We start from the raw sequence: 23,169 nt of genomic DNA, 5'->3' as shown, positions 1-23,169 counted from the left end.
CACTGCGTGTGGTGGATCATTCGGTGATGGCGAGCACACAGGAGCACGAGGTTGTCAGCATCGGTGCGCTTGTCCACTGACCAAGCCACCACGTGATGCGGGGTTGTCCATTTAGGACCACGGGTGCAGCCCGGGAACGCGCATCCGCGGTCTCGGGCGGTCAGGTAGCGACGCTGAGCCGGGGTGGCGAACCGGGAAGCATCCCCTACATACAGGGGTGCGGCTTGGTTGCCGAAGATCGCGGGCACCACCTTCGATTCACATGCCAGGCGCCGGAGNCCGTCCACNCTNGANATCCCGGGGANGTCNAGGAAGGCGTGCCTNGCGCGGTCTTGGAGTTCGGCGAGGGTGATGGACACGATCATCACGGCGCGTTCACCGCCCTGGGTNNCNANNTCGTCGCANCGNGCGGCCANNGCGATGATCTCAGCCAGTGCGTCTCCGGCGCGTTCGGCGGGGCTGCGGGAATCATGCTCGCCGGTCTCGGGGTTCTTGTGTGGTTTCGCCAGCGGNCCGAGTAGTCCGTCGAGGATCTCGGCGGTTTCGGCGTCGAGGTCACCGCTGAAGCGGATGCTGCCGTCCTGTCGGTGACGGATGTCCAGCCGCCGNAACGGGTCCGCCTGCTCGCGTTCCTTGTCGGCTGGTGGNGCGGTGTCCTGNTCCCAGANNGCGCACAGCCGGCGGCCGGCTTTGCGCACNGCNTCNGGNCCGGCCTGCCGAGCCAGCTCCACCAGAATCCGCTCGTCCGCCTCGCGCTGCTCGACCGGAATCCCGGCCGGGCACGCCTGCATNGTCGTNGTNATCGCCTGGACNTGTTCTGCGTTAATGTCCCCNGCGGTCAGGGCTTGCCCGGTGGCGGCCTGTGGTGGGGGTTGCGGCACCCCGGTCAGCGACGAGGACGNCATGGTGGCCGCNGCATGGTCGATGCGCTGTNTGGCTTCCCGTGCAGAAATCCGCAACGCATCCGTCANGAACGCGACATTGTCCTTGAACCCCAAGGACTTGCCCAACCCGCGCTGCTNGNTNTCCCCCACGATCGCGAGCATCTCGGCGTAGCCGGTCCGCAGCTTTTGCTCACACGCCACCAACAGCGCGGTCAGGTCCCCATCGGGAACCTGCCACAACCGGGAAACGGGAGCCACCTCGGACATGCCACCATGCTATCAACTTTAGGACGTACGTTCGATACACGTTTGGGTGATCTGGGGCGATGTCAAGGGGTCAGTGCATCATGTGATCCAATGGGTTGATCTTGCTGGCGAGGCAGGTTCAATCGGTCAGTGCGCCACCTGAGATGATGATCTTGGTTGTGGTGAGAGGTGCTGACTGGTGGGGCGTGGTCGTCCGCAAGAGCCGATGGAGCGTGAGATGATCGCGCTGGGGGTCAAGAAGAGGATGTCGTACCGTGAGATTGGGGATTCGATCGGTCAGGATCATTCGGTGGTGTTTCGGGAGATTGAGCGTAATGGTGGTCCCGGGAATTATTGGGCGTTGCGGGCTCAGCGTTGGGCTGACCAGTTGACGAACCCCGGCAACCGGGCCACAGCCAGAGGCGCTGCCCACTCGCGGGCAGCGCTTCTCGTGAACCGCACCTTTCGCGGCGCTTACAACGCAGGTACGTTTGCGACCCCCCGTGTGGCGCCGTCGCGGTAACGGCGCAGCAGTTCCCGCTCGTCATCGTCCAGCGGTCAGTCCGATCGCGAGGAATGCATAGTATTGCTATTCGCTCACTACTCATCCAGTTCATCGGCGTCGGCTCCACCAGGTCGATGGCGTCCCGGTCCCACTCGCTCATCTCCACGATTCGCCATCGGCCGGTCAATTGCGGCGCAGGCCTCGGAGCACTCCTTGCCAGGGTAGCCAACTCGGGGAGATCAGTTCGGGACGCCACCTGGTGGCTGGCGACCCGTCGGGACGTTCCGGCGTCATCCCTCGTGTGGTTGCGGACTGATGTACTGCTCGCCCGACCAGGCGGCCTTGGCGCCGGAGTCGCCGATGCGGACGACCTGAACCGCGGACACGACGGCCAGCGCCACCGTGAGTGCCGTGAGCGTCCCGGCGACCACCTTCACGGGCACGCCGACGACCTTCAGTGCGACAGACCCCGTTTCCTTTTCCGAACCCGTGCCGGCTTCGCTTTGGCGCCGGCGCTGGTCGAACCAGACCAGTGCGGCGGCCACCACGAGCAGGGCTGCCACGAAGAACAACAACTCGTCGCCGAGGCTGGCGTGCGTGCGGATGAGGCTTGTGCGGGGAAGCCGGTCGCGCAGGTCTTCACCGCTGCTGGTCGCCAGCGGGATGGACAGGGTGGCGAGCGCGGTCACGCCGACCACGAGCCAGCCGTAACGCCGGCGTGCCGCCGGCCAGGCCGCGATGGTTATCGTGCCCAGCACCGACAGCGGCACGAGCACCACGACGGCATGCACGACCAGTACGTGCACCGGCAGTCCTGAGATGAACGTGGGCATCCTGGCTCCTGTTGGTTTTTTTCGGTGATGTCAGCTGCCGTCAAGCGTGCCGATCGAATCTCAGAGTTTTCTTGGAATCGCTCGAAAGGGACCTTTGGGATCCCGACTGTTTGATTTAGAACCATGCTTGATATATCGGTGCGAAAATTACTTACCGCTTCCGACTCAAGCGACGTCTCCCAGCGGATGGATTCTGGGCGACGCTGCCGCTCGCGGCCTGGTTCTTCTTCGCGATCGAGAGCCTGCCGATGGCCGTCGAGGAGGCCCGCAACCCCGGCAAGGACATTCCGCGCGCCCTCGTGTACTCGTTCGTGACGCTCGCCGTCGTGGGCATCAGCACGCTCAGCGTCGCCGCCGGTGTCGGCGACGAGAACCTTCCCGACGCGGCCGACCCGCTCGTCGTGGCACTGCAGTCGGTCATCCCCGGCGCCACGGCACCGGCACCTTCGTCGCTCGCGTGCCGAACCGTCACTCGCTCGACCTGAACCTCAGCTACACCGCGATGATCCAGGACGCCGGCTACACGCCGAGCGTGAAGGTCGTCCAGCAGTCGCAGGAGGTCGCCGACGAGGACACCCGGGAGCTGCTGCAGCTCGACGAGGAAGACAAGGTCCTGCTCCTCGAGCGCGTGCGGTATGCCGACGACCGGCCCGTTGTCTACAGCATCGACCGGGTGCCGCTGAAGATCATCCCGATCTCGCACGTCGGCGAGGTCGGGCCGTCGCTCTTCGAGTTCCTCGAGAACATCCGGCGCGGCGCCCGGAACGGCCGCGCGAAGCTGCTTCCGGTGCTCGCGACCGCTCGGGAGAGCCAGTACCTCTCGGTGCCGGAGGGCGTGCCGCTCCTCTTCTTCGACGAAGTCGACTACGACATGTCGGGACAGCCGGTGGTTGCTTCCCGGGAATGGCACACGAGCAACGTTTTCGAAATGTGGATCAACCGCCGCGCCCAGGTGGGCTGACCGGACACCGAAACTTGTGTGATCATTTATATGTTCGTCAGGTGTCCGAGTTCTTCTCCGGTCCCGCCAGTCGCGACCGGATCAGCCGGATCACCAAAACCACGAGCAGCAGAACAACGATTGCGAGGAGCGCGGCTGCGTTCGGCACGCTGCCCAGCGTGTTCTTCACCCACACTTCCAGACTGAACTGGGTGTCGACGCTGCCGAACCCGCCGAGGTTGGCGGTCCCGTCGGTGAGCAGGAACAGCACGCCGATGCCGATGAACAGCAGCCCGGACACCAGGCTGACGCTGTGCGTCCGGAGTGGACCGATGCGCAGTTCCCGGCCGCGCAGCCAGGAACGGCGGCCGAGGTCGAACCTGTCCCACAGCAACGCCAGTACGAACAGCGGCGCCGCCATGCCGAGTGCGTAAAGCGCCATCAGCACGCCGCCGTAGACGGGTTCGCCACCGGTGGCGGAGACGGTCAGCACGCTGCCGAGCAACGGCCCCGAGCAGAATCCGGCCAGCCCGTACACGGTTCCGAGCGCGAAGACCGACAGCGTGGAGCGCACGGTGATCCGGGCGGCAGCGCGCTGAGCCGGTGCGAGCACGAATCCGCGCCCAGCGAGCGTGACCACTCCCAGGGCGATGATCACCGCTCCGCCGACCGTCGTGGTGATGTCCCGGTACCGCGTGACCAGCGAGCCCACCGCGGCGATTCCCATCCCCAACGGCACCAGCACGAGCAGCAGTCCGGCATAGAACGCGGCCGTGCGTCGCACCAGCGTCGCGGTCCGGTCGAATGCGTAGGCGAAGAACGAGGGCAGCAGCAACGCCGAGCAGGGGCTCAACAGGGACAGCACACCGCCGAGTAGCGCTCCGAGCAGGCCGATCTCGGCCGTCACCGCGCCGCCTCGTCGATCGCGGCGGTGAAGGTCTCCAGGGGCTGGGCACCGAGCAGCGGCCGGCCGTTGATCAGGAAGGTGGGCGTGCTGTACACCCCGATGGTGCCGCCTTCGGTCAGGTCCTGCTGGATCGCGGAGTCGAACCGGTTGCTGCCGAGATCGGCCTCGAACCTGGCCAGGTCCGGTACTCCCGCCTTCGCCGCGAAATCACGCAGCTTGTCCCGGGTGAGATCCGGGTGGCCGGTGGGCGGCGATTCCTGATACACGGCACGGGTGAACTCCCAGAACCGGCCCTGCTCGGCCGCGGCCCGGCCGGCCCGCGCCGCATCGATGGACTGGACGCCGAAGATCGGATAATCACGCCACTCGATGCGCAGCACTCCGGTTTGGACATACCGGTCCACCAGAACCGGTTCGGTGTCCCGGCTGAACTTCCCGCAGAACGGGCACCGGAAGTCCGAATACATGATCATCTTCACCGGTGCGTCCGGCTTCCCGATCGCCAGTGGATTGGCCGTGTCGCGCCCGGGTTCGCTCGACGGACCACCTTGCTGATTCGCCGGCTGCTCCTGTCCCGGCGGCGCGCCGGCGGCGTCCGGCCGCGCCTCGCCCGACCGGCCGGTCAGCAGATAGGTGATCAGTCCCGCCGCCGCCAGTACCAGCATGACGACCAGGATGCTGTCGCGCCTGGTGGTGTTCCGTCGGGCTGTGTTCCGCATATGGCTCTCCACTGGGTCCTTGGCTTTCAGCCGCCACAAACTACTATGTCACATAGTAATTTGTGGCCGAACCCGGTGTTGGAGGAAGGCCGAGTGGACCGCTTCGGTGTTCGCCGTCACGCGACGCCGGCGGCGGGACTGTCCGCAAGGCGAAATGTCAGACCCTCATGAGATCGTCGCCAGGACGTGCACGAATCCCTTTCGGAGGATGACACAAACCATGCATGACGACCGCCTGCGACGACACGAGGCAGCCGCGGCGCCCGAGGACCTGGGCCGGATGTTCGTGGAAAGAGCCAACGCCGGGGACGTAGCGGGCCTGGTCGCCCTCTACGAGGCGGATGCCGTGCTGGCCCTTCCCACCGGACAGGCCACCGGCACCCAGCAGATCCGGCAGGCCTACGAACATCTGCTTGCCGACAAACCCACCTTCACCCCCGGTGAGCAACAACCAGCCCTCGTCAACGGCGATCTCGCGCTCACCTCGACCCGACTCACGGACGGAGCCGTCACCGTCGAGGTGGCGCGACGCCAGCCGGACGGCACCTGGCTGTGGGCGGTCGACCAGCCCAACATCCTGGGATAGCGCTTATCCGGCGTGCACCGCCGAATTGGCCGGGATCCGCACGGCTCGGCCGCGTGAGTCGGCGAGAACGGTGAGCACTCGCTCGCGCTCGGCGTCGGCCTCGGCGGCTGACCAGCCGAGTTCTTCGGCGAAGACCTGGGTCACGGCATCGACGACGTCGTCGGTCACGACGCCGGTGAAGGCGAGGTCTGTGCGGCGGTAGAGGACGTCGTCGACCCGGTTCGCCGCCTCGCGGGGCGATGAAGTACCGAATCGCGGGTGAGGCGCGCGCCGACTCCGAGATCCGGCCTTTCGGCGTGCGGATCACGCTCGAGTTCGGCGCGGAGGAACGCGGCCACCTCGGCCGCGCGGGTGCCATATCGCTCGAAGAGCAGGGCTGCCCGCTCCGCGCCGAAGTCGGCGCGTGCGTCCCCGTTGGCTACCTGGCCTCGGGCACCGGCCACGCTGGGTCCGGCGTCCACGAGAACGTTTCGCCGACCGTCCGGAGATACACCGACGACGGGGTGAGCCAGGTGAGCGTGTCGCGGATCGCGGCAGCCACCGGGTGACGCCATTGCGTCATCCGTCCAGTCGAGGCCGAGACTCGCACCAGCCGCTGGGTCCGCGCCCGCCGCGCCCGGTCGTAGGCGTCCACAATGGACGAAACATCGCCGTGTTGGGCGGCGAGCCCGCCGAGCGTGGCGGCGTCCTCCAGGGCCTGCACCGCTCCCTGGCCCAGATCCGGGGTGACCGCGTGTGCGGCGTCGCCGAGCAGCAGCACCCGGCCGGTGAAGTAGCGCGGCAGAGGTGTCTCCAGGGAGTAAATGTCGTGGCGCAGCAACGCTTCCGGTGGGGTGGCCGCGAGCAGCCGCGGGATCGGGTCGTGCCAGTTCCGGAACCGCCGCGCGACCGCCTCGATGTCGTCCTCGGTGTGCGAGCCGGGCAGCGCCGACAGTGTGGCGAACCAGTACACCTGCCCGCCGAGCAGCGGTACGATCCCGAACCGCTGGCCCCGGCCCCAACTCTCGGACACCGCACTGCCCAGCTCGATCCCGGCCGCCGCCTCGCTCGGCACCACGCCACGCCACACGAGGTAACCGGCATAGGTCGGCCCCGGGTAGCCGGGAAACAGCCGTGTCCTTAATGGACTGTGCAGCCCGTCGGCGGCGACCACCAGATCCGCCGTTGCCGTGCCGGTGCCGCCCGTCGTGAGCTGGAACTCGACGGTTCCGGTGTCCGGGTCGACGTCGGTGACCTGCTGCCCGGTGCGCAGGTCGGCGTGCCGCAGCGCGCCGATGAGCATGGCGTGCACATCCGCCCGGTGCAACATGTATCCGGAGACCCCGAACCGGCGACGGATCTCCCCGAGGTCCTCCCGCAGCAGCCACCGTCCCGACGCCGCCCGGATCCCGGCCGCGCCCTGTGCCATCCCGTGCGCGCGGAGCTGCTCACCCACCCCGAGCCAGTCCAGTGCCCGGACCCCGTTGGGCGCAAACGTCAAACCGGCACCGACCGGGCGGAACTCCTCCGCTCGCTCGAGCACCGTCACCTGCCAGCCGGCGCGTTCCAGGCCGATCGCCGCGCTCAGGCCACCGATCCCGCCGCCGACCACGATCGCCGTGTTCATCCTGCATTACCTCCCAGTGAGTCGTACATTGATGTCATTTCCGTCGTAGGTTTGACGACCAGATTGTCCAACCCGTAACCGCCGCCCAGGACGAAAACCACGCCGTGCCGGAAGCCGTTGGCGACGTGTGGTCCTGGCAGGGTCGTGCCGCATCTGGCGATCGCGGTCGCCCTGGGCGGTGATTGCCTAGCCGACATGGGCCGAGTTGGGTGCTCGGGCGCGTGGTGTCGGACCCGACCGTGTCCCGGCTGATCACTTCCCTGGCCGGGGGTGCGGAAGGTGGTGACGGCTATCCGGTCTTTGCGCGCGGCAGCACGGGCCACTGCGTTGGAACGAGGTCTGCCGGCGTCGAGGCCGCGCCGCCTCTTGTCGCGCATCGAATCCCGCTCTACCCCCTGGAAAACTGGTGCTCCAGGTCGGCAACGTCTGACATTGGCGATTCTTCAGCCGGCCAAGCGGGTGTGCAGGGCGGCGAGTTCGGTGTCGGACAGACCGTTGCCGAGGAGGAAACCGGGCATCGTCAGTGAGGCGATCGTTGAGGTCAGCGACGCTTCGATGGTGGTGTTGCGGCTCGCGAGGAGTTCGCTCACGGCGGTGAGCTGGTCGCGGGCACCGAGTTCGTCATACCGCGGCTTCATCCGGTCGTAGGTGCGCAGATAGTCGGCGATGATCTCTTCCGGCGTGGCCCTGGCCAGCGTAAGCAACACGAGGGCGAGCAGTCCGGTCCGGTCCTTGCCGCCGGCGCAATGGAAAACGACGCATCCCGGCGCGGCGTTGGCGATCGCCCGCACGGCGGCGACCACCGGCTCCGGGTGCTCGGCCAGCATCGCGGGGAAGCACAGCGGTGAGGCCAGATTGTCGATATGTTTCCAATGTTCGTAGAACGGTGTGCCGACCGGTTCCAGCGGTACCCGCACGGTCGTGATCCCCGCCGGTCTCGGCGCGCGGTCCCGCACGCACTCGTCGGCATGACGCAGGTCGACGACGGTCCGGACCCCGTACGCCCAGGCCGCTGCCCACCCGGCCTCACTCAGGCGTGTCGGCGCTTCCATGCGGACCACCGCACCCGGTCTGACCCGCCCCAGGCCACCCAGATCACGAACGTTGACGCACCCGTCCCACCAAAGATCCCTGGTCACCTCCACAAGACGCGTCACCTCCACGCCCGGTTGGTCACAACCGGAGCGAGGGCGTTTCGGAAATCGCTTTCCGGTCCGTTGTCCTACGGCGCCGGTGATAGGAGATGGTGGCGGTTCCCAGTGCGGTGCCCCAGATCGGCCAGAAGCACTCCGGTAGCCAGGCGCCCCATTCGGCCAGGGCGAACTGGCCGGCGACGGCCCAGCGGAGGTAGGTAAGTCCGGCCACGGTGACGATGATCGAGACGAATCCGGCGGGGATGACCGCAACCAGCGGCGGCACCCTTTTCCCGCGCAATCCGGGCATCCAGCGCGGGAAGATCTCGCCCCACCGCTGGGTCAGGCCGAGGGTGAGCAGGCCGCCGAGCGCGCCGAAGGTGGCCAGGTAGGCGCCCGCCAGCCACAGGCCGCCCTCGCCCTCGGCCAGAAACTCCGCGCTCACACCGAGCGGGATGCCGAGTGCCCACGCCCACCGGGTGGCGCAGTACACCAGCGGCACCGCGACCGCCACGTACACCGCTACGCGCCCCCGCTGGGGAGTGAACCAGCGTCCGCGTTCCTCCCCGCGTCGATAAGCCAGCGCCGCGGCGGCCAGCAGCAGGCCGCCCAGCACGCACACGAGTTGGTTGAGCACCGGCCAGGGCCAGGCGTCCGCGAAGGTGGCGCCGCCGAGGCCCCAGCCGAAGACGGGAGCGACGAGCAACAGCGGTGTGTAGGCGACGCCCATCAGCAACCGCGAGTCGGGGATCACCAGGACCAGCAGCGCGGCGATCGCCCCGGCGGCGAACAACGGCGCGCGGCGGCTGCTCCTGCGGGTCAACGCCAACGCCGTGATCCCGGTAGCCAGGCAGCAGGCGGCGATCACCCAGCCGAAGCCCGGAGTCGTCCGCGCCAGGATCGACAGGGCGCCATCCGGGTCCGGATCGGTTGCGCCCCAGGGGTACCCGGGCGCACCCAGCGCCCACCCGGCTCCGAGCGCGCCATAGGCCAGCGCCCACAGCGCCGCCGCATATCCCGGCCAGCGGGAAGTGAAGATCGACATGTGATCAGCCTTTCGACGTGGAGGCTGGCGAACCAGATGCCGTTCGGCACCATTCGCGGAGAGAACGGGTGCTGTTCGGCACTCCTCTGTACGGCGTGGCTAGGAGCCGGCGGTCCGCGGAGCCGCGAGCGACCTGTTGCGCGCCGCGCGCTCGGCGGTGCGGCGGTAGTACGACCAGCCGGCCACCATCAGGCTGCCGCTCCAGATGAGGAACTGCGGGACGCCGTAGTAGATGATCCAGCCGTCGAAGACCTCCTTCGACGGGTCGTCGTTGAGGTCCGAGAGGAACGCCGCGTAGATCGCCCAGAGCGTGTAGAGGAAGAGAAAGACGGAGAGGACGCCCGCCAGAAGGACAACCGGCCAGCGCGGGACCTCGCGGCCCGCGAGGAAGGGCACCCGGCGCGGGAAGACCGTTCCCCAGGGTCGTATCAGGCTCATCGCGAATATCCCGGCGAGCACGGCCATTCCGGAGAGCACGAAAAGATAGCTGCCGCCCCCGTCGTCGTACCACTTGTCGAAGTTCGCTTCGTTGGTCCAGAGGGTGACGCCGAACGCCCACATGAGATGCATCGGGATGAAGCCGATCAACGCGGAGTGGCAGGCGATGTGTCCGGCCACCCGTTCCCGCCGGGTGGGCTCGGGGCAGCCGTTGGAGATCGTCATGTAACCAACCTCCCGACGTGGGGGCCGGCGAACCAGATGCCGTTCGGCACCATTCGCGGGTGAGAACAGTGCCGTTCGGCACTCCGCTACCCGGCACGGGATAGACGTATCGTCGGTGACCGTGATGTGGATTGTTGCCGGGATATCGGTGGTGGTTGCTGTCGCGGTGGCCATAGCCGGGTTGTCCTGGCCCCGGTTCCGGCCGCACCTGTCGACGCCGACTCTCCTGGTGGCGGGCGTGTCGATGGCTGTCACGTTGGCTCACGTGGCCGGCGTGGGGCGCCTCACGCCGGCCGCGGACGTGCTCGGTTTGGTCGAAAGCCTGGCGCTGATGGTGCTGGTCGGCCTGGTCGTCCGGTACGTGCCCTCCCGGCGGGCGGTGTTGTCCGCTCCGGCGGCGGGCCTGGCCGTGGCCGTCTGGGTGCTGCGCGTGTTCGCGCCCGCCTCGCTACTGGAAGGAGTGGGGGTCTGCGCGTTCTGGGGACTGGGCGCGCTGGTGGCCGCCGCCGGCGGTGGCTACCTCCGTTTTCTCGATGTACGGCAGGAGCGCGCGGTCGCCGACGGCCGCTTGGCGCTACGACTGAGGCTCGCCGGGGACCTGCACGATTATCTGGCGCACGACATCAGCGAGATGGTCGCGCACGCCCAGGCCGGCCAGGTGACCGGTGATCCTCTGGCGTTGGCACGCGTCGAGGCCGCGGGTCAGCGTGCACTGTCCATGTTGGACCGGACGTTGGACATGCTGCACCACGACCGGCCGCTCGCCCCCGGCGGCGACCTGGACGGCATTCGTGCGGCGGCCGAACGGTTCTCCGCCGCCGGCCCGGCGCCGGTCCACCTGCGCATGGATCCCGCTCTGGTGGTCCCACCGGAGACCGCGGCCCTGGCTCACCGGATCGTGATCGAGGGACTGACCAACATCCGGCGGCACGCGCCTCGGGCCGGACGCGTGGACCTGAGCGTCCGCGCCTCGTCCGGCGCCCTGGAGATCACGATGACCAACGACGGCGTGGTGCGTGCTCCCAACACCCGGCATGGCGGCAGCGGCCTGCCCGCCCTGACCTCACTGGTCCAGGCCCAGCGCGGTGAGCTGATCGCGGAAGCGGTATCCGGCGGCTGGTCGCTGACCGCCCGCCTGCCGCTGGCACACTCGCCGGAGTGGTCACCCGCATCCTCGTCGCAGACGACCAGGAAGGTATCCGCGGCGCCTTCCGCATGATCCTGGACGCCCAGCCCGACATGACCGTGGTGGCCGAAGCCGCCGACGGGCGCACCGCGATCGACACCGCCAAAACGATCAAACCCGACGTGGTCCTTGCCGATATCCGCATGCCCAGGGCCGACGGCATCGAGGTGACCCGCGCCCTGGCCAACACCGGCATCCATGTTGTGGTCGTCACCACCTTCGGGCTGGACGAGTACGTCCACGCCGCGCTGCGGCACGGCGCCGCCGGGTTCGTCCTCAAACGCTCCGGCCCCACACTGCTCATCGAGGCCATCCGGGCCGCGATGAACGGTGACGTGCTCATCAGCCCGCAGCTCACCGTCCGGCTGTTGCGCGGAAGCAGCCGGCCACGCGAGACGTCCACCGTCGTCCTCACCGAGCGAGAGGACGAGATCGTGACCCTGGTCGCGCAGGGCAGGACCAACGCCGAGATCGCCGCGGAGCTCTTCCTGTCCCCGGGCACGGTCAAGAACCACATCGCCTCCATTCAACGCAAGACCGACGCCAGGAATCGCGTTGCGATCGCCGCGTGGGCCTGGGCGACCGGCCGGGCCGAATCCTGATCGTGCCGCGACAGCACGACGATCTGCGGTCTAGACAAACGCACCTGCGCGGGCGGCCAAGTGCGCGGTCCGCGCCGCCCGATCGGCGGCGGCCTTGTCCGGCACCTCACCGGTGATCAGCAGTTGGTAGTACAGCGGCGCTGACACGGCCCGGATCACCTCGTACGGATCGGTTCCGGCCGGCACTTCGCCGCGCTCGACGGCCAACTCCACGCACGGTGCCCACTCGGCGACCCGCGTCCGGTAGAACCCGCGCAGCGCGTCAGCCGCGTGCTCGTCGCAGGTGGCGGCCGCGATGATCGCCTTGAACAACGCGCTTTGCCGGGCGTCCGACAGCGTGCGCTGGACGAGTCGCGCGTTGGCCCGCAGGTCGTCGAGCAGTGACCCGGTGTCGGTGCGCGGTAGTGACTGCTCGGCCATGTCCAGCAGCAGATCGGTGACGAGCGCGGTCGTAGTGCCCCAGCGCCGGTACACGGTGGTCCGCCCCACGTCCGCGCGGCGCGCGACCTCTGCCAGGTCGAGGTGGGCGAAACCGTGCTCTGCCAGCAGGTCTCCGGTCGCCCGCAGCACACTCGCCCGCACCCGCGCGGTGCGCCCGCCCGGTCGAACCTCAGCCATAACGGTACCTCAGTCCCTTTAAGGTGCTATGGTGCTAACGGAACTACAGTACCGTTAGGAGTGGCTGACATGGAATACCGCAGGCTGGGCGCGTCTGGTTTGCTCGTCCCGGCGCTGAGCTTCGGCGCCGGCACGTTCGGCGGGCGCGGGCCGCTGTTCGGCGCCTGGGGCAACGCCGACGAGAAGGCGGCCCGACGCATGGTGGATATCTCCCTCGACGCCGGCGTCACGATGTTCGACACCGCTGACGTCTACTCCGACGGGGCCTCCGAGGAGGTGCTCGGCGCCGCCGTGAAAGGCCGTCGGGACAAGGTGATCCTGTCCACCAAGACCAGCCTGCCCACTGGCGACGGGCCGGGCGACGCCGGCTCGTCCCGGTCGCGGCTGATCAGGGCCACCGAGGACGCACTGCGGCGGCTGAACACCGACTACATCGACCTGTTCCAACTGCACGCCTTCGACGCGGGCACGCCCATCGAAGAAGTGCTGGCAGCGCTACACGACCTAGTCCGCGACGGCAAGATCCGGTATCTCGGGGTGTCCAACTTCGCCGGCTGGCAGCTGATGAAGTCGTTGGCGCTGGCCGACGAGCACCACCACCCGCGCTATGTCGCGCACCAGGTCTACTACTCACTGGTCGGCCGCGACTACGAGTGGGAGCTCATGCCGTTGGGGCTGGACCAGGGCGTCGGTGCCGTGGTGTGGAGTCCGCTCGGCTGGGGCCGCCTGACCGGCAGGGTGCGCCGGGGTCAGCCGCTGCCCGAAAGCAGCCGCCTGCACGCCACCGCCGACTACGGCCCGCCCGTCGACGACGAACTGCTCTACGGCGTCGTGGACGTGCTTGATGAGATCGCTGCTGAGACGGGGAAGGCGGTTCCGCAGATCGCGATCAACTGGCTGCTCACCCGTCCTACCGTGTCGTCGGTGATCATCGGTGCCCGAGACGAGAAGCAGTTGCAGCAGAACCTGGGCGCGGTCGGCTGGCAGCTGACCGACGACCAGATCGCCCGGCTCGACGCCGCCAGCGCGAAGACCGCGCCCTACCCGTACTTCCCTTACCAGCGGCAGGAAGGCTTCGCCCGGCTCAACCCGGCCGCCGCATGATCTCCACCACCGGCAACTGGCCTCCGGCCGGGATTTGCGCGCCGACTCGTGTGCCGGGCCAGTCCCAGGTGTCATCGCTGCGCTGGCGCTCAGAGCTCCTTCGTCGCGTAGTCGGATGGCTGCGGCGAGGCTCATTGCTGAAGTGGTCTCGGCGTAGATACCGACTTCGCGAGCCAGTGTAGTTTGGGCCGAAAAAAAATGGCGTCATCGGAGATCGGTCCAATGGCGGTGCCGGTGCTCAGGCGAAGTGTTGCCAGAGTTTGATAGGTGCCGACCGGGGTTCCGGCGGAGAAGGCCAGCGTCGGCTTTCGTTCGGCTCCGGCGCAGCTTCGAGGCGGACATCTGGATCGGGCACGACCCACCGGACTGGGATCAGTTCACCGCGGGAGGCCGCGAGTTCCGGTAAACCGCTGGACCAGGAACTGACCAGTTGCGGGTGGCGATGAGCAACGTGTTGGTGGTATCCCTAACAGGATGCTTTCGAGGAAGCGCGGCTTCACCCTCCATTTGCGTGTAGCGGCGTTATTGGCTGGGACGATCCCGCTGATGGCCGCATGTTCACCGATCTCCGACCCGGCTCCTTCGCCGCCGTCCGGGGCAAGTGCGTCTACTACGGTCTGTGATGTTTCAGGCGGTGTCGAGGCGAGGACCAAGGACTTCCTCACTGCCTACAATGCTGGCCATGCCTCGGCTGACTCTTACTTCTCTCGTGATGGCGGGTTCAAATGGTATTCGGAGACTCCGGTCCGAATGGGGACGCAGGCCCGCGATAGGAACAGCCTGGGTGTGTTCCTGCAGCAACGTCACCGGGAGGGTGATCAGCTGACTTTGAAAGAGTTTCAGCTGAACACCGGCGGGAATTTCGTGATGGTGCTCGACCGCAACGGCGTACAACTTGATTCGAAGGGCGCCATACACTGTGCGAGCGGCGAGTTCATCGTCTGGTCAATCGGCCCAAACCCAGGCCCGGGCTAGATCGTTTTCAGCTCGGCATACTCAACCGCGATCTCCGGCAAGCCTCAGCGTCGTGACCGTGAACCTTGTCCCCGATGAGATATGGGATCGGACAGCACCGCTGTTGCTGGTGCGGCTGCGCGGCGGCACCGCCATCCCGGCAGACTTCCGGTACCGGACATCAGGCCCTGCTCGAACTCGCCTGCTCGATCATCTGCCTCCGAGGCATCTTTCGATCATTATGAAACGATCAGTCAGAAGGGCGGCTCCTCGGTGTCGTCGTGTAGATTGTCCTTTGTGGATTCGTCGGGTTTTTCGACGGTGGGTTTGAGGATCGTTTCTGGTTGGGTTCGGTGCTGGCGTCCGGTTGGGGTCGTCACTGTCAGTTGGCCGGTTTCTCCGTCCAGGTTGAAGCCCCATCCGGTGGCATCCTTCATGCGGTGGTGTCGTCGGCATAGGCAGTTGAGGTTGTCTTTGGCGGTGTGGCCCTTCTGGCCGCGGTGGTAGTCGTGGTGGTGGTCGATGTCGGAGAGTTGTGCGGGTCGGTGGCAGCCGGGTGCGCGGCATGTGCGGTCGCGGACGCGGATGAGTTCGTCGAGGGCTGCGGGTGGTCGGTAGCGGGTGCGGCCGACGTCGAGGACGGCGCCGGAGGCCGGGTCGCAGGTGATTTTGCGCCATACGCTGTTGGGGTCTGCCATGATTTGGCGGGCGATTTCGCCGGGGATGGGTCCGTGGCCTTCGAGATGGCAGCCGGTGTTGGTGATGCCCAGTGCCGCGTCGATGGGTACGTGGACATACACCTGTGCCAGCACGCCGGGTAGTCCTTCGTGTTTACCCAATGCCAGGTCGGACAGGACGTCGGCACGGAGTTGGTCGAGTGTGCGGTCTTCGTCCTTGGTTTTGAGCTTGTGGGCGATGCCGTCGACTTTGGCGTAGATGGCGCTGGCGATTTCGGCGGGGAGGTAGGCCCAGAGGGAGGCCATTCCTTCGTCGGCGTGCACTAGTTCGACTCGNCGGTCCTTGCGGCGCCGACGTGCCCGTTGGGCNTATCCGTCGGGGTCGATGGCGCACACCGCGTCGCGGGCGATACGTCGAACTTTCTCGGAGTCCTTACCTGTCAAGCGTCCGGAGATTTTCTCGTCCACTTCACGGGCTTGTTCGTCTGACAGGGTCGCCGTCACGTCGCAGACNTTNCNNGCGGTGCNNAGNTCGATCTCGCCGTTCTCCATGGCGGCCAGCAATCTTGGTAGTCGGGTGGTCAACGTCTCCGCCACATCGACCAGACTGGTAGCGGCCTGTCTGCTGACAGATAGTTCGAGTGCGACTTCGTCGGCCACCCATCTTGTATGGCCCCGAATCCGACCGAGTCTGGCGATGGCGCGTACCTGAATGGCCTGGGCCCGGCATATCGCTTTCTGTGCGACGGTCATGGTCTCGACCGTGGCGTGGTCGGACATGCGAGCAATGTCGTCGTTGCACAACGAAAAAAGGTCGTACATCACGGGGGAATCCTTCGCTCGACGGAATATCAATCGATTTTATCGGCCTAACGATCGACCGTCCATCGAAAACGCTACGAAAGGTCCCCATCGTACCGGTGCGAAAATCTACGGCTGCCAGCCCGGCCGCCTCTAATGCAATACGCTCAAGTTCCGGTCCAACGCCACCGTCAAGAAGTCGACAGGACGGGAAATTCTTGGTGTACCTCGGCGAAAAGGCGGGGGTATCCGCTGCCGAATGTGACGGTGGCGTGGAACAAGGTCTCGACTCCGGCTGCCAGCGGGTCGCCGGCAGCCGCGGACCAGAGCGCCGGAACTGCCGCGTGTTGTTGCGAAATGCGGTCGTGGCGGCCATCGTAGGAGGCAACGGTGGTCCGCGGCACGCGGGAGTCCGTGCTCAGTAGTTGCCACGCGGCATCGTGATCGTCGAACGGCCGGGGCAGCGGCCTTCCGTGTTCGAGGGCGGCGAACGCCGGTGTGACCCAGTCCAGATCGCTCAGGCCTGCCTCGCGGTAGGCCCGGCCGGCCGCCCAGATCGCGATAGCGCGTTGGGCGGTCTCGTCGAGATTTTCGATTTTGTCAAGGAGATCGCGGTCCAACAGCGCTATGGCCAACGCGCCGTTGATCCGCCGGATTCGCTCACTCGGCGCCCGGCCACCCCACCAGCGCACCTCGGCAGCCTGCCAGACCTCCCTGAGTTTTTGTCGACCGGCAAGACGTTGCTGGCGTCGAGCCTCGGCCCGCTGCGCCGGAGTGGGCGGCGGGGGTAGTTCCCGGGCGCAGGCGTGCCAGTAGGCCGCGCGCTCACTGGTCTGGCGGATGACCACGTCCGCAGCCGGCGGGGGCGGGCGGCTCTCCACATAGAACTGGCCGTAGTCGACGTACAGCTCACCATCGAACAGCAAAGGCACACCGGCAGTCTGCCAGGGTCGAACTCACGAATGCCGGTGGCCTCGCAGGGCCAGCGTGTTCCAGGCCCTGATGGTGCTGTGGTGTGGTGCCCAGGCCCGCCACACGTCGGTGCCCCAGGACCAGACCAGGTTCGTGTGCTCGGCCGCGGTTTCGGCGCCGAGCACGTCGGCGACGGTCATGAGGTCATGTCGTGGTGGTGGCTCAAGCCAGCGGAAACTGGGGCGGTTGGCCACCATTCGCTTGTGCAGTGCGGCGCCGTCGCGGAGTCTGCGCCGTCCTCGATGAACAGGCAAAGGGTCATCAGACAGAGGGCGACTGTCTGGATCGCACGACGCGTGGTGCCGCCGGGATGTTGTGCGGCATAGGCGTCTACGACGATCTAGTGCACCGGCCGGTAAGTCTCGAGACTGTAGGAGCGTGAGAGGAGTTCGCCGTAGCGGTCGAAGCAGGCGGCTGACGCGCTTAGCTCTGGGGGTGGCGTCCCACCGGTCTCCCGGAGGACCAGTCCGCAGCCGACGCACGGCCTGAGTGCCGCGGTTTCCAGCGGCGTCGCTTTCCCACACGCTGTCATCGGGCGCCCGCGGCCTGGAAGGTGTGGCGGTATGTCAGTGGTGAGACGCCGATCGCGGCGTGCAGGTGGTGCCGAAGTGACGCGGCGGTGGCGAATCCCACCTGACGGGCGATCAGCTGGACCGGCAGGTCGCTGGACTCCAGCAACTCCCGCGCCCGATTGACCCGCTGCTGGATCAGCCACCGCCCTGGGCTCAGCCCGACCTCGTCTGCGAACCGGCGGGTGAACGTGCGAAGGCTCATCCGGGCATGCGTGGCAAGGTCGGTCAGCGTGAGCGGCTCATCGAGCCGTCGGAGCGCCCACTCCTGAGTGGCCGACATCCCAGCCGCGGCCGGCTCGGGCACCGGCTGCTCGATGTACTGCGCCTGTCCGCCGTCCCGCCAGGGTGGCACGACGCACCGGCGCGCGACGTGGTTGGCCACCTGGCTACCGTGGTCCTTGCGGATGAGGTGCAGGCACACGTCCACGCCGGACGCGGCCCCGGCCGAGGTGAGGATGTCGCCGTCGTCGACGAACAACACGTCCGCGTCCAGGGTCACCTTGGGGAACAACTCGCGGAACCGGGCCGCCAGCCGCCAGTGCGTCGTGGCCCGGCGCCCGTCGAGCAGTCCGGTCGCGGCGAGCGCGAAGGCGCCGGTACAGATGGACACGATGCGCGTGCCGGCCGGGATCAGCGCGAGTGCGTCCATCACGGGAGCCGGGAGCTGCGCCGAGGCCGGAGCCGACGTGTACGCCGGGATGACGACCGTGTCCGCGGTGGCCAGGATCTCCGGCCCACGGTCGGCGGTGATCGTGAAGTCCGCGGAGGTGCGTATCGGGCTGCCGTCGACCGTGCAGGTGAGCACCTCGTAGCGGTCGTTCGCGGTGCCGAAGACGCGCTGCGGGATGCCGAGCTCGAACGGAAAGACCCCTTCGAGCGCCATGACTACGACACGATGCATGGCACGATCCTATCGATCAATGTCATTCCTGCCATTTCTGGCGGAGGGTGTCCCGAGGTTTGGCCGCCACGACGGGGGATCGACCTTTCCTTGCGGTGAAACGGAAGGGCTGCGGTTTTCCGTCGGGTGGGTAAGCGTTATCCGGTAAACGATCTCAGTCCGCTGCTCCAGGTTGGCCCTGCTCGAACGCGATGCGGCAGCGTTCAACCTGCTCGGCCACGTGCTCCATGAACCAGCGCATGATCCCGTAGGGGATGACGTGCTCGTCGTGGCTGTGGACGGTCGGCTCCAGGTCCGGATCCTCGTCGGGTATCACCGCCACCAGGAAGGCAGCTCCAGGCAGGTGTGTCTCCGCGTTGGGAATGCCAGCTCACGCGGCCGGCGCCGGCTCGGCCTCGCTCAGTTCCACACACCATGCGTCGTCCGGCAAGGCGTAGTGAAACTGGATGGCGTAGTGACGGCCTGCATGAACGCGCAGCTCTGGCATGTTCGCAGGCTGCCACAGCCGCCCCGTCGGAGTCTTGTGATTATCCCGCTCGGCCCCTGGTGCGCGCCCCAGCCAGCGTTTGCGGGAAAGCTTTCCCGAAGAGGCGCCCGGTGGCGGCGGCGACGAGCGCGGACATGGTGCTCTCCTTGGCGGCGGGTGGGTAGACCATGGCGGGCTTGCTGGCGGGCTGGAACTTGAAGGAGATGGCCTCCATCAACGGCTTGCGCTTGGTGTTCTGGAAGGCAGTGACCTTCCAGTCACTCTCGGTGCGGACGAGGGTGTAGGTCATGATCTTGTCCAGGTTGCTGGGCTTGGTGCCTTTGTAGTTGGCGCCGCGCATGATGGATGACCTGGGCGGTGTGGGGGCTTTGCCCCGGCCGGGAACACGCGGGCCGGAGCGTTCGACGCCGGAGTCACGGGCGGGGCGGGGTGGGTGGGGGATAATGCGTGCATGCCGACCTACGCCTACCGCTGCCGCGAGTGCACCGAGACGTTCGAACTGAACCGGCCGATGAGCGAGTCGGGTGCGCCCGCCGTCTGCCCCGAAGGCCACGCCGACACGGTGAAGCTGCTCACCACGGTGGCGCTGACCGGGGCCACGGCCAAGGCCGGCTCCACGGTGCCCAGCGGTGGTGGTTGTTGCGGTGGCGCCTGCGGTTGCGGGGGCTGATTCAGCCGCCCGCCACGCCCTGCGTGTTCACGTAGAGCGAGTACAGGGACTGTGACGCGGCCATGAAGAGCCGGTTGCGCCACCGTCCGCCGAAGCAAAGGTTGGCGCATCCTTCGGGCAGGCCGACGATGCCGATGATCCGACCGTCCGGGTTGATCACCCGGACACCGTCGTTGCCGGTCCTGGTGACGCCCCAGGCGACCCACAGATTGCCCTGCACATCCACGCGCACGCCGTCGGGAATGCCGTCCTCAACTTCGAGGAGCACCCGCCGGTTGGTCAGCGCGTGTCCTCCGTCGGCGACGTCGAACGCGTAGATCCGGCACGGCCGCGAGCCGGAGTCGTTGACGTACAACCGCGACTCGTCGGGCGAAAACGCCAGCCCGTTCGGTCCTGCCAGGGCATCGTCGAGCAGCACGATTTCGCCGCTGTCCGGGTCGATCCGGTAGATCCCGGTGGGCAGCTCGGACTCGGCACGCCGGCCGAGGTAGTTTCCCGTGATGCCGTAGGTCGGGTCGCTGAACCACACCGAACCGTCGGACTTCGTCACGACGTCGTTGGGCGAGTTCAACCGTTTTCCGTCGAATTCGTCGGCCAGCACGGTGATCTCGCCGTCGTATTCGGTGCGCGTGACCCGCCGGGTGCTGTGTTCACAGGTCACCAGCCGGCCGGCGCGGTCGCGGGTGTTGCCGTTGGCATGGTCGGACGGTGCGCGAAAAACGCTGACCTCGCCGGTCTCCTCGGACCACCGCAGGATCCGGTTGTCCGGAATGTCGCTCCACAGCAGGAAACGCCCGTCGCCGAACCAGACCGGCCCTTCCGCCCACCGGAATCCGGTGGCCAGCCGCTCGATCGCCGCCATCCAGTTCCGAAGCCGCTTGAAACTCGCGTCGAGGACTTGAACCGCCGGGTCCGGGTACCGTTCGCTCGGCTGCCACACCATCGATCACAGCTCCTTTGTCGAAGTCCGGACTTCTGCTGTGGCGCGCGTCATGTAGCCGGTGCTGTAACAAGGATCGAGTCGCCGGCGTCTTGTGTTCGTTCCGTGCAACACGACGAGCGAGGACGAAATCATGGGAATGAACGAGCACACCACAGACCAGAAGGTCGCATTGATCACCGGGGCGAACAAGGGTATCGGCCGCGCGACCGCCGACCAGCTTGCCGCGCTGGGTATGACCGTCTTGATCGGCGCCAGAAACCCGGGGCGCGGCGAGGAGGCCGCCGCGGCGGTGCGCGCGGCGGGCGGCGAGGCGCGTGCCGTCGTCCTGGACGTCACCGACCCGGCCACCATCCAGGAAGCCGCGAGGTGGGTCGAGGAGCGCTTCGGCCACCTTGACGTACTGATCAACAACGCCGGCATCAGCGGCTCCGGGCAGGTTTCGCCCGAAGACGCCCTCGATCGAGTCCCGAGTTCCGTCGACCTGGATGTGGTTCGGACGGTGTTCGAGACCAATGTCTTCGGGGTGATCGCGGTGACCAATGCCATGCTCCCGCTGCTGCGGCGATCGCCCGCGCCCCGCATCGTCAACGTCAGCAGCTCCGCCGCATCGCTGACCATCAACAGCGACCCGGACGGCCCGCTGGCGGGCTTCACGTCGGCCGCGTACACGCCCTCCAAGACCGCGCTGAATGCGGTGACCGTGCAATACGCCAACGAGTTGCGCAAGGACGGGGTCCTTGTCAACATCGCCGACCCTGGCTATGTCGACACGGATATCAACAACCACAACGGGTTTCTCACCCCCGCGCAGGGCGCTGCGGTCGTAGTGCGCCTGGCCATGGTCGGCGCGGACGGACCGACCGCCGGGTTCTTCAGCGAGGCCGGCCCGGTTCCCTGGTAGCGGGTCTTCGCCGATTACGCCGTCGGAGTGCCGAAAGATCCGGTCTCTGCGTCGAGCCCGTTCAGCGCCGTGATCCGCAACGTCTAGATTCTCCCCGTCATTGTCGGCTTCGAGCGGGAGGTTGGCGTGGTGGGTGGGGTGGCGCTGATTGGGCAGCGCGGGGATTCGGTGGTTCGAGTGGGTGGTCGCCGTGATCGGCTCGGGGTGGCCGCGTTATGGCTTGTGGCGGCGGTGCCGGCGGGTTTGGCGTTGTGGACGGCGGTGCGGGCGTCGCGGTTTCAGGTGTTGCTGGATTACTGGCATGTGCTGGCGAAGGTGACGGCCGATGACGGCACGTTGTTGCCGGGGATGGTGGCGACGTATCACCTGGATCAGCCGTTTGTGGTGCCGTCGCTGCTGTTTTGGGCGGATGCGGCGTGGTTCGGCGGGGACAACCGGGTGCTGACCGTGTTGACCGTGGTGTTGCTGGCCGCGGTGGTGGTGCTGTTACCCGCGATGCTGCCGGCTTCGTTGGGTGCGGTGCGGCGGGCGGCGTTGACGGCGGGGTTCGCGTTTGTGGTGTTTTCGTCGCATCTGGCGGAGTTGTGGTTGCAGGCCACGAACGGGATCAGTTGGGTGCCGGCGGTGGCGTGCGGGGTGGCGGCGATCGTGCTGGCGCATCGTGGCCGGGCGTGGTGGGCCTGGGGGATGGCAGCGGTGGCATGTTTGTGTTTCGGGGCGGGGTTGCCGGTGTGGTTTGCGGTGACGTTGACCAGCGCGGTGCGCCGGGAGCGGGTGTGGCGGGTGGCGACGCCGCTGCTGGCGGGGCTGGTCGTGGTGGGCTTCTGGTTGGTGACCAAGCCGTCGGGGCCGCAGTCGCTGGCGACCAGCGCGGTCGATCCGGATCGGCGGTTGTCGGTTTTCACCGCGGTGGTCGGGGGATTGTGGTCGGCGGACCAGCCGGTGGTGGCGGTGATCGCCGGGGGTGTCACGGTCGCGGTACTCGTGGTGTTGGCCTGCTCGGTGCTTCCTCGGCCGGGGCGCGAGGCGGTGTCGGGGTGGTTGGGGCTGGGCGCTTACGGGCTGATGCTGGCGGCGCTGGTGGCGTTGGGCCGGACCACGACGGTGGCGGTGGCGGGTGGAAACGTGGGGCTGCTGGGCCGGTATGGCTTGGCGGCGGCGTTGGTGATGTGTGCGGTGGTGGCGCTGGTCGCGGTGTTTCGGCCGGGTTTGCCGGTGCGGTATCTGGCGGTCGGAGTCGTCACGGTCGGGCTGGTCACGCATGCGATCGGTGGAGGGAAACAAGATTCGGCGCGGGCCGCGTATGCGCCGTTGGGGGTTGCGGCGGTGGCGTTGCGGGTGGAGGCGACGAATGCGTTGGCCGCATTACAGATCGAGCCGTCGGTGATTCCCGCCGCCCGCGCGCTGGGGGATTATCCGTTCACTTCGGATTTCACGCTGGGCTGCGGGGGACCGGAGTTGGGGCAGCGAATGGACGTGGCGTCGGCGCGGCCGTTGCCCGGGCCGGACTCGACCGAGTCGTCCAAAGGAGTAGTCGATACCGCGCCGGTGGCCGCGGACAGCCTGCTGTCCGGTTGGGCCGTGGTCGACAACCGGCCGCCGCGCTGTGTCCTGGTGGTGGACGGGACGGGAACGATCGCCGGTGGCGGGGTGACGGGCCTGGCCCGGCCGGACACGCCGCAACCGGGCTGGCGGGCGGTCGCGGCTCCCGGCA

27 protein-coding genes and 2 pseudogenes are annotated in these 23,169 nt (G+C 67.4%); 11 read left to right on the top strand and 18 right to left on the bottom strand.

Features of this window, described 5'->3' with window-relative positions:
• The coding region (locus A3CU_RS0134050) for an HNH endonuclease signature motif containing protein (protein WP_425388301.1) at positions 1-1,046 on the bottom strand (1,046 nt) is incomplete at its 3' end.
• Positions 1,047-1,356: 310 nt separating this feature from the next.
• Between A3CU_RS0134050 and A3CU_RS55880 the strand changes: the two genes are divergently transcribed.
• A complete protein-coding gene (locus A3CU_RS55880) occupies positions 1,357-1,653 on the top strand; it encodes a helix-turn-helix domain-containing protein (RefSeq protein WP_084144099.1) in 297 nt (98 codons plus the stop codon).
• A 272-nt stretch (positions 1,654-1,925) separates the two neighbouring features.
• Here the strand turns inward: A3CU_RS55880 and A3CU_RS0134045 are convergent, their stop codons facing one another.
• On the bottom strand, positions 1,926-2,468 hold the full coding sequence (locus A3CU_RS0134045) for a DUF2231 domain-containing protein (protein WP_027946005.1): 543 nt from the start codon (positions 2,466-2,468) through the stop codon (positions 1,926-1,928).
• 134 nt (positions 2,469-2,602) lie between these two features.
• Here A3CU_RS0134045 and A3CU_RS0134040 point away from each other — a divergent pair, with 134 nt between their 5' ends.
• Entirely contained in the window at positions 2,603-2,953 is a 351-nt protein-coding gene (locus A3CU_RS0134040; protein WP_156960710.1) for an amino acid permease, read from the top strand.
• Positions 2,926-3,429 (top strand): GntR family transcriptional regulator, encoded by a 504-nt coding sequence (locus tag A3CU_RS0134035; protein ID WP_027946003.1) that lies wholly within the window; start codon positions 2,926-2,928, stop codon positions 3,427-3,429. The genes A3CU_RS0134040 and A3CU_RS0134035 overlap by 28 nt, the downstream gene beginning before the upstream one ends.
• A 37-nt stretch (positions 3,430-3,466) precedes the next feature.
• Here the strand turns inward: A3CU_RS0134035 and A3CU_RS0134030 are convergent, their stop codons facing one another.
• Both A3CU_RS0134030 and A3CU_RS0134025 read right to left on the bottom strand, forming a co-directional pair.
• The gene (locus A3CU_RS0134030) at positions 3,467-4,315 is read right to left on the bottom strand and encodes a cytochrome c biogenesis CcdA family protein (RefSeq protein ID WP_027946002.1); all 849 of its coding nucleotides are present in this window, start codon (positions 4,313-4,315) and stop codon (positions 3,467-3,469) included.
• A complete protein-coding gene (locus A3CU_RS0134025) occupies positions 4,312-5,034 on the bottom strand; it encodes a thioredoxin domain-containing protein (protein WP_027946001.1) in 723 nt (240 codons plus the stop codon). Before A3CU_RS0134025 ends, A3CU_RS0134030 begins: the two co-directional genes overlap by 4 nt.
• A 220-nt stretch (positions 5,035-5,254) precedes the next feature.
• Between A3CU_RS0134025 and A3CU_RS0134020 the strand changes: the two genes are divergently transcribed.
• Positions 5,255-5,620 carry a YybH family protein gene (locus tag A3CU_RS0134020; RefSeq protein WP_052372671.1) on the top strand — a complete coding sequence of 122 codons (366 nt, stop codon included), beginning with the start codon at positions 5,255-5,257 and terminating at the stop codon, positions 5,618-5,620.
• A 3-nt stretch (positions 5,621-5,623) separates the two neighbouring features.
• Here A3CU_RS0134020 and A3CU_RS51785 read toward each other — a convergent pair.
• The 6 genes and pseudogenes from A3CU_RS51785 to A3CU_RS50280 form a co-directional block, all read right to left on the bottom strand.
• A pseudogene (locus A3CU_RS51785) lies at positions 5,624-5,794 on the bottom strand (hypothetical protein); the annotation flags it as partial.
• Positions 5,785-6,063: a hypothetical protein gene (locus A3CU_RS0134010; protein WP_027945999.1), complete on the bottom strand. Its 279-nt coding sequence runs from the start codon at positions 6,061-6,063 to the stop codon at positions 5,785-5,787. The pseudogene A3CU_RS51785 and the gene A3CU_RS0134010, both read right to left, overlap by 10 nt.
• Complete coding sequence (locus A3CU_RS0134005) at positions 6,039-7,226, bottom strand: FAD-dependent monooxygenase (protein ID WP_027945998.1); 1,188 nt, start codon at positions 7,224-7,226, stop codon at positions 6,039-6,041. The genes A3CU_RS0134010 and A3CU_RS0134005 overlap by 25 nt, the downstream gene beginning before the upstream one ends.
• Positions 7,227-7,669: 443 nt before the next feature.
• Positions 7,670-8,365, bottom strand: coding sequence for a tyrosine-protein phosphatase (locus A3CU_RS0134000; RefSeq protein WP_043843548.1), 696 nt, complete (start codon positions 8,363-8,365; stop codon positions 7,670-7,672).
• A 34-nt stretch (positions 8,366-8,399) separates the two neighbouring features.
• On the bottom strand, positions 8,400-9,404 hold the full coding sequence (locus A3CU_RS48135) for a hypothetical protein (RefSeq protein WP_052372667.1): 1,005 nt from the start codon (positions 9,402-9,404) through the stop codon (positions 8,400-8,402).
• Between the two features lie 99 nt (positions 9,405-9,503).
• The gene (locus tag A3CU_RS50280) at positions 9,504-10,067 is read right to left on the bottom strand and encodes a hypothetical protein (RefSeq protein WP_027945996.1); all 564 of its coding nucleotides are present in this window, start codon (positions 10,065-10,067) and stop codon (positions 9,504-9,506) included.
• A 121-nt stretch (positions 10,068-10,188) separates the two neighbouring features.
• Between A3CU_RS50280 and A3CU_RS48125 the strand changes: the two genes are divergently transcribed.
• Positions 10,189-11,286 (top strand): sensor histidine kinase, encoded by a 1,098-nt coding sequence (locus A3CU_RS48125; protein WP_156960709.1) that lies wholly within the window; start codon positions 10,189-10,191, stop codon positions 11,284-11,286.
• On the top strand, positions 11,283-11,855 hold the full coding sequence (locus A3CU_RS0133980; RefSeq protein ID WP_052372663.1) for a response regulator: 573 nt from the start codon (positions 11,283-11,285) through the stop codon (positions 11,853-11,855). The genes A3CU_RS48125 and A3CU_RS0133980 overlap by 4 nt, the downstream gene beginning before the upstream one ends.
• A 30-nt stretch (positions 11,856-11,885) precedes the next feature.
• Here the strand turns inward: A3CU_RS0133980 and A3CU_RS0133975 are convergent, their stop codons facing one another.
• Positions 11,886-12,473 carry a TetR/AcrR family transcriptional regulator gene (locus A3CU_RS0133975; RefSeq protein ID WP_027945994.1) on the bottom strand — a complete coding sequence of 196 codons (588 nt, stop codon included), beginning with the start codon at positions 12,471-12,473 and terminating at the stop codon, positions 11,886-11,888.
• Positions 12,474-12,542: 69 nt separating this feature from the next.
• Here A3CU_RS0133975 and A3CU_RS0133970 point away from each other — a divergent pair, with 69 nt between their 5' ends.
• The gene (locus A3CU_RS0133970; protein WP_027945993.1) at positions 12,543-13,577 is read left to right on the top strand and encodes an aldo/keto reductase; all 1,035 of its coding nucleotides are present in this window, start codon (positions 12,543-12,545) and stop codon (positions 13,575-13,577) included.
• Positions 13,578-14,051: 474 nt separating this feature from the next.
• Positions 14,052-14,552 (top strand): hypothetical protein, encoded by a 501-nt coding sequence (locus A3CU_RS53035; RefSeq protein WP_156960708.1) that lies wholly within the window; start codon positions 14,052-14,054, stop codon positions 14,550-14,552.
• Between the two features lie 233 nt (positions 14,553-14,785).
• Here A3CU_RS53035 and A3CU_RS0133960 read toward each other — a convergent pair whose 3' ends face one another.
• The 6 genes and pseudogenes from A3CU_RS0133960 to A3CU_RS54130 all read right to left on the bottom strand — a co-directional run bounded on the left by A3CU_RS0133960 (position 14,786) and on the right by A3CU_RS54130 (position 19,281).
• The gene (locus A3CU_RS0133960) at positions 14,786-15,961 is read right to left on the bottom strand and encodes an HNH endonuclease signature motif containing protein (RefSeq protein ID WP_425388300.1); all 1,176 of its coding nucleotides are present in this window, start codon (positions 15,959-15,961) and stop codon (positions 14,786-14,788) included.
• Between the two features lie 239 nt (positions 15,962-16,200).
• Positions 16,201-16,941: a hypothetical protein gene (locus tag A3CU_RS48120; protein WP_156960707.1), complete on the bottom strand. Its 741-nt coding sequence runs from the start codon at positions 16,939-16,941 to the stop codon at positions 16,201-16,203.
• A 24-nt stretch (positions 16,942-16,965) separates the two neighbouring features.
• Positions 16,966-17,267, bottom strand: a pseudogene (locus A3CU_RS54870) (DUF5946 family protein).
• Positions 17,268-17,509: 242 nt separating this feature from the next.
• Complete coding sequence (locus tag A3CU_RS0133945) at positions 17,510-18,454, bottom strand: GlxA family transcriptional regulator (RefSeq protein ID WP_027945990.1); 945 nt, start codon at positions 18,452-18,454, stop codon at positions 17,510-17,512.
• Positions 18,455-18,608: 154 nt separating this feature from the next.
• Positions 18,609-18,776 carry a hypothetical protein gene (locus A3CU_RS54135; RefSeq protein WP_211246594.1) on the bottom strand — a complete coding sequence of 56 codons (168 nt, stop codon included), beginning with the start codon at positions 18,774-18,776 and terminating at the stop codon, positions 18,609-18,611.
• Between the two features lie 205 nt (positions 18,777-18,981).
• Positions 18,982-19,281, bottom strand: a complete 300-nt coding sequence (locus A3CU_RS54130; protein ID WP_211246593.1) for a hypothetical protein — start codon at positions 19,279-19,281, stop codon at positions 18,982-18,984.
• A 111-nt stretch (positions 19,282-19,392) separates the two neighbouring features.
• On the opposite strand from A3CU_RS54130, the gene A3CU_RS0133930 reads away from it, so the two are divergent.
• Complete coding sequence (locus A3CU_RS0133930) at positions 19,393-19,611, top strand: FmdB family zinc ribbon protein (RefSeq protein WP_027945989.1); 219 nt, start codon at positions 19,393-19,395, stop codon at positions 19,609-19,611.
• A gap of 1 nt (position 19,612) precedes the next feature.
• On the opposite strand, the gene A3CU_RS0133925 is transcribed toward A3CU_RS0133930, so the two are convergent.
• Positions 19,613-20,554, bottom strand: a complete 942-nt coding sequence (locus A3CU_RS0133925) for an SMP-30/gluconolactonase/LRE family protein (RefSeq protein ID WP_156960706.1) — start codon at positions 20,552-20,554, stop codon at positions 19,613-19,615.
• A gap of 136 nt (positions 20,555-20,690) precedes the next feature.
• On the opposite strand from A3CU_RS0133925, the gene A3CU_RS0133920 reads away from it, so the two are divergent.
• Together A3CU_RS0133920 and A3CU_RS55285 are read left to right on the top strand one after the other, a co-directional pair.
• Positions 20,691-21,455, top strand: a complete 765-nt coding sequence (locus A3CU_RS0133920) for an SDR family oxidoreductase (protein WP_027945987.1) — start codon at positions 20,691-20,693, stop codon at positions 21,453-21,455.
• Positions 21,456-21,593: 138 nt separating this feature from the next.
• Positions 21,594-23,169 (top strand): DUF2079 domain-containing protein (locus A3CU_RS55285; RefSeq protein ID WP_156960705.1); only part of this gene is annotated, 1,576 nt, incomplete at its 3' end.

It is taken from the genome of Amycolatopsis taiwanensis DSM 45107 (assembly GCF_000519205.1).
GTDB classification, from domain to species: domain Bacteria; phylum Actinomycetota; class Actinomycetes; order Mycobacteriales; family Pseudonocardiaceae; genus Amycolatopsis_E; species Amycolatopsis_E taiwanensis.
The sequence above is the reverse complement of the archived record's forward strand: the minus strand, read 5'-3'. Positions and strand labels throughout refer to the sequence as shown.

Excerpts from the sequence above, each read along its gene's own strand:
- A3CU_RS55880 (WP_084144099.1), top strand. The coding sequence starts at position 1,357 with ATGGAGCGTGAGATGATCGCGCTGGGGGTCAAGAAGAGGATGTCGTAC.
- A3CU_RS0134045 (WP_027946005.1), bottom strand. The coding sequence starts at position 2,468 with ATGCCCACGTTCATCTCAGGACTGCCGGTGCACGTACTGGTCGTGCAT.
- A3CU_RS0134025 (WP_027946001.1), bottom strand. The coding sequence starts at position 5,034 with ATGCGGAACACAGCCCGACGGAACACCACCAGGCGCGACAGCATCCTG.
- A3CU_RS0134020 (WP_052372671.1), top strand. The coding sequence starts at position 5,255 with ATGCATGACGACCGCCTGCGACGACACGAGGCAGCCGCGGCGCCCGAG.
- A3CU_RS0134005 (WP_027945998.1), bottom strand. The coding sequence starts at position 7,226 with ATGAACACGGCGATCGTGGTCGGCGGCGGGATCGGTGGCCTGAGCGCG.
- A3CU_RS48135 (WP_052372667.1), bottom strand. The coding sequence starts at position 9,404 with ATGTCGATCTTCACTTCCCGCTGGCCGGGATATGCGGCGGCGCTGTGG.
- A3CU_RS50280 (WP_027945996.1), bottom strand. The coding sequence starts at position 10,067 with ATGACGATCTCCAACGGCTGCCCCGAGCCCACCCGGCGGGAACGGGTG.
- A3CU_RS0133980 (WP_052372663.1), top strand. The coding sequence starts at position 11,283 with ATGATCCTGGACGCCCAGCCCGACATGACCGTGGTGGCCGAAGCCGCC.
- A3CU_RS0133975 (WP_027945994.1), bottom strand. The coding sequence starts at position 12,473 with ATGGCTGAGGTTCGACCGGGCGGGCGCACCGCGCGGGTGCGGGCGAGT.
- A3CU_RS0133970 (WP_027945993.1), top strand. The coding sequence starts at position 12,543 with ATGGAATACCGCAGGCTGGGCGCGTCTGGTTTGCTCGTCCCGGCGCTG.
- A3CU_RS53035 (WP_156960708.1), top strand. The coding sequence starts at position 14,052 with ATGCTTTCGAGGAAGCGCGGCTTCACCCTCCATTTGCGTGTAGCGGCG.
- A3CU_RS0133945 (WP_027945990.1), bottom strand. The coding sequence starts at position 18,454 with ATGCATCGTGTCGTAGTCATGGCGCTCGAAGGGGTCTTTCCGTTCGAG.
- A3CU_RS54130 (WP_211246593.1), bottom strand. The coding sequence starts at position 19,281 with ATGCGCGGCGCCAACTACAAAGGCACCAAGCCCAGCAACCTGGACAAG.
- A3CU_RS0133930 (WP_027945989.1), top strand. The coding sequence starts at position 19,393 with ATGCCGACCTACGCCTACCGCTGCCGCGAGTGCACCGAGACGTTCGAA.
- A3CU_RS0133925 (WP_156960706.1), bottom strand. The coding sequence starts at position 20,554 with ATGGTGTGGCAGCCGAGCGAACGGTACCCGGACCCGGCGGTTCAAGTC.
- A3CU_RS0133920 (WP_027945987.1), top strand. The coding sequence starts at position 20,691 with ATGAACGAGCACACCACAGACCAGAAGGTCGCATTGATCACCGGGGCG.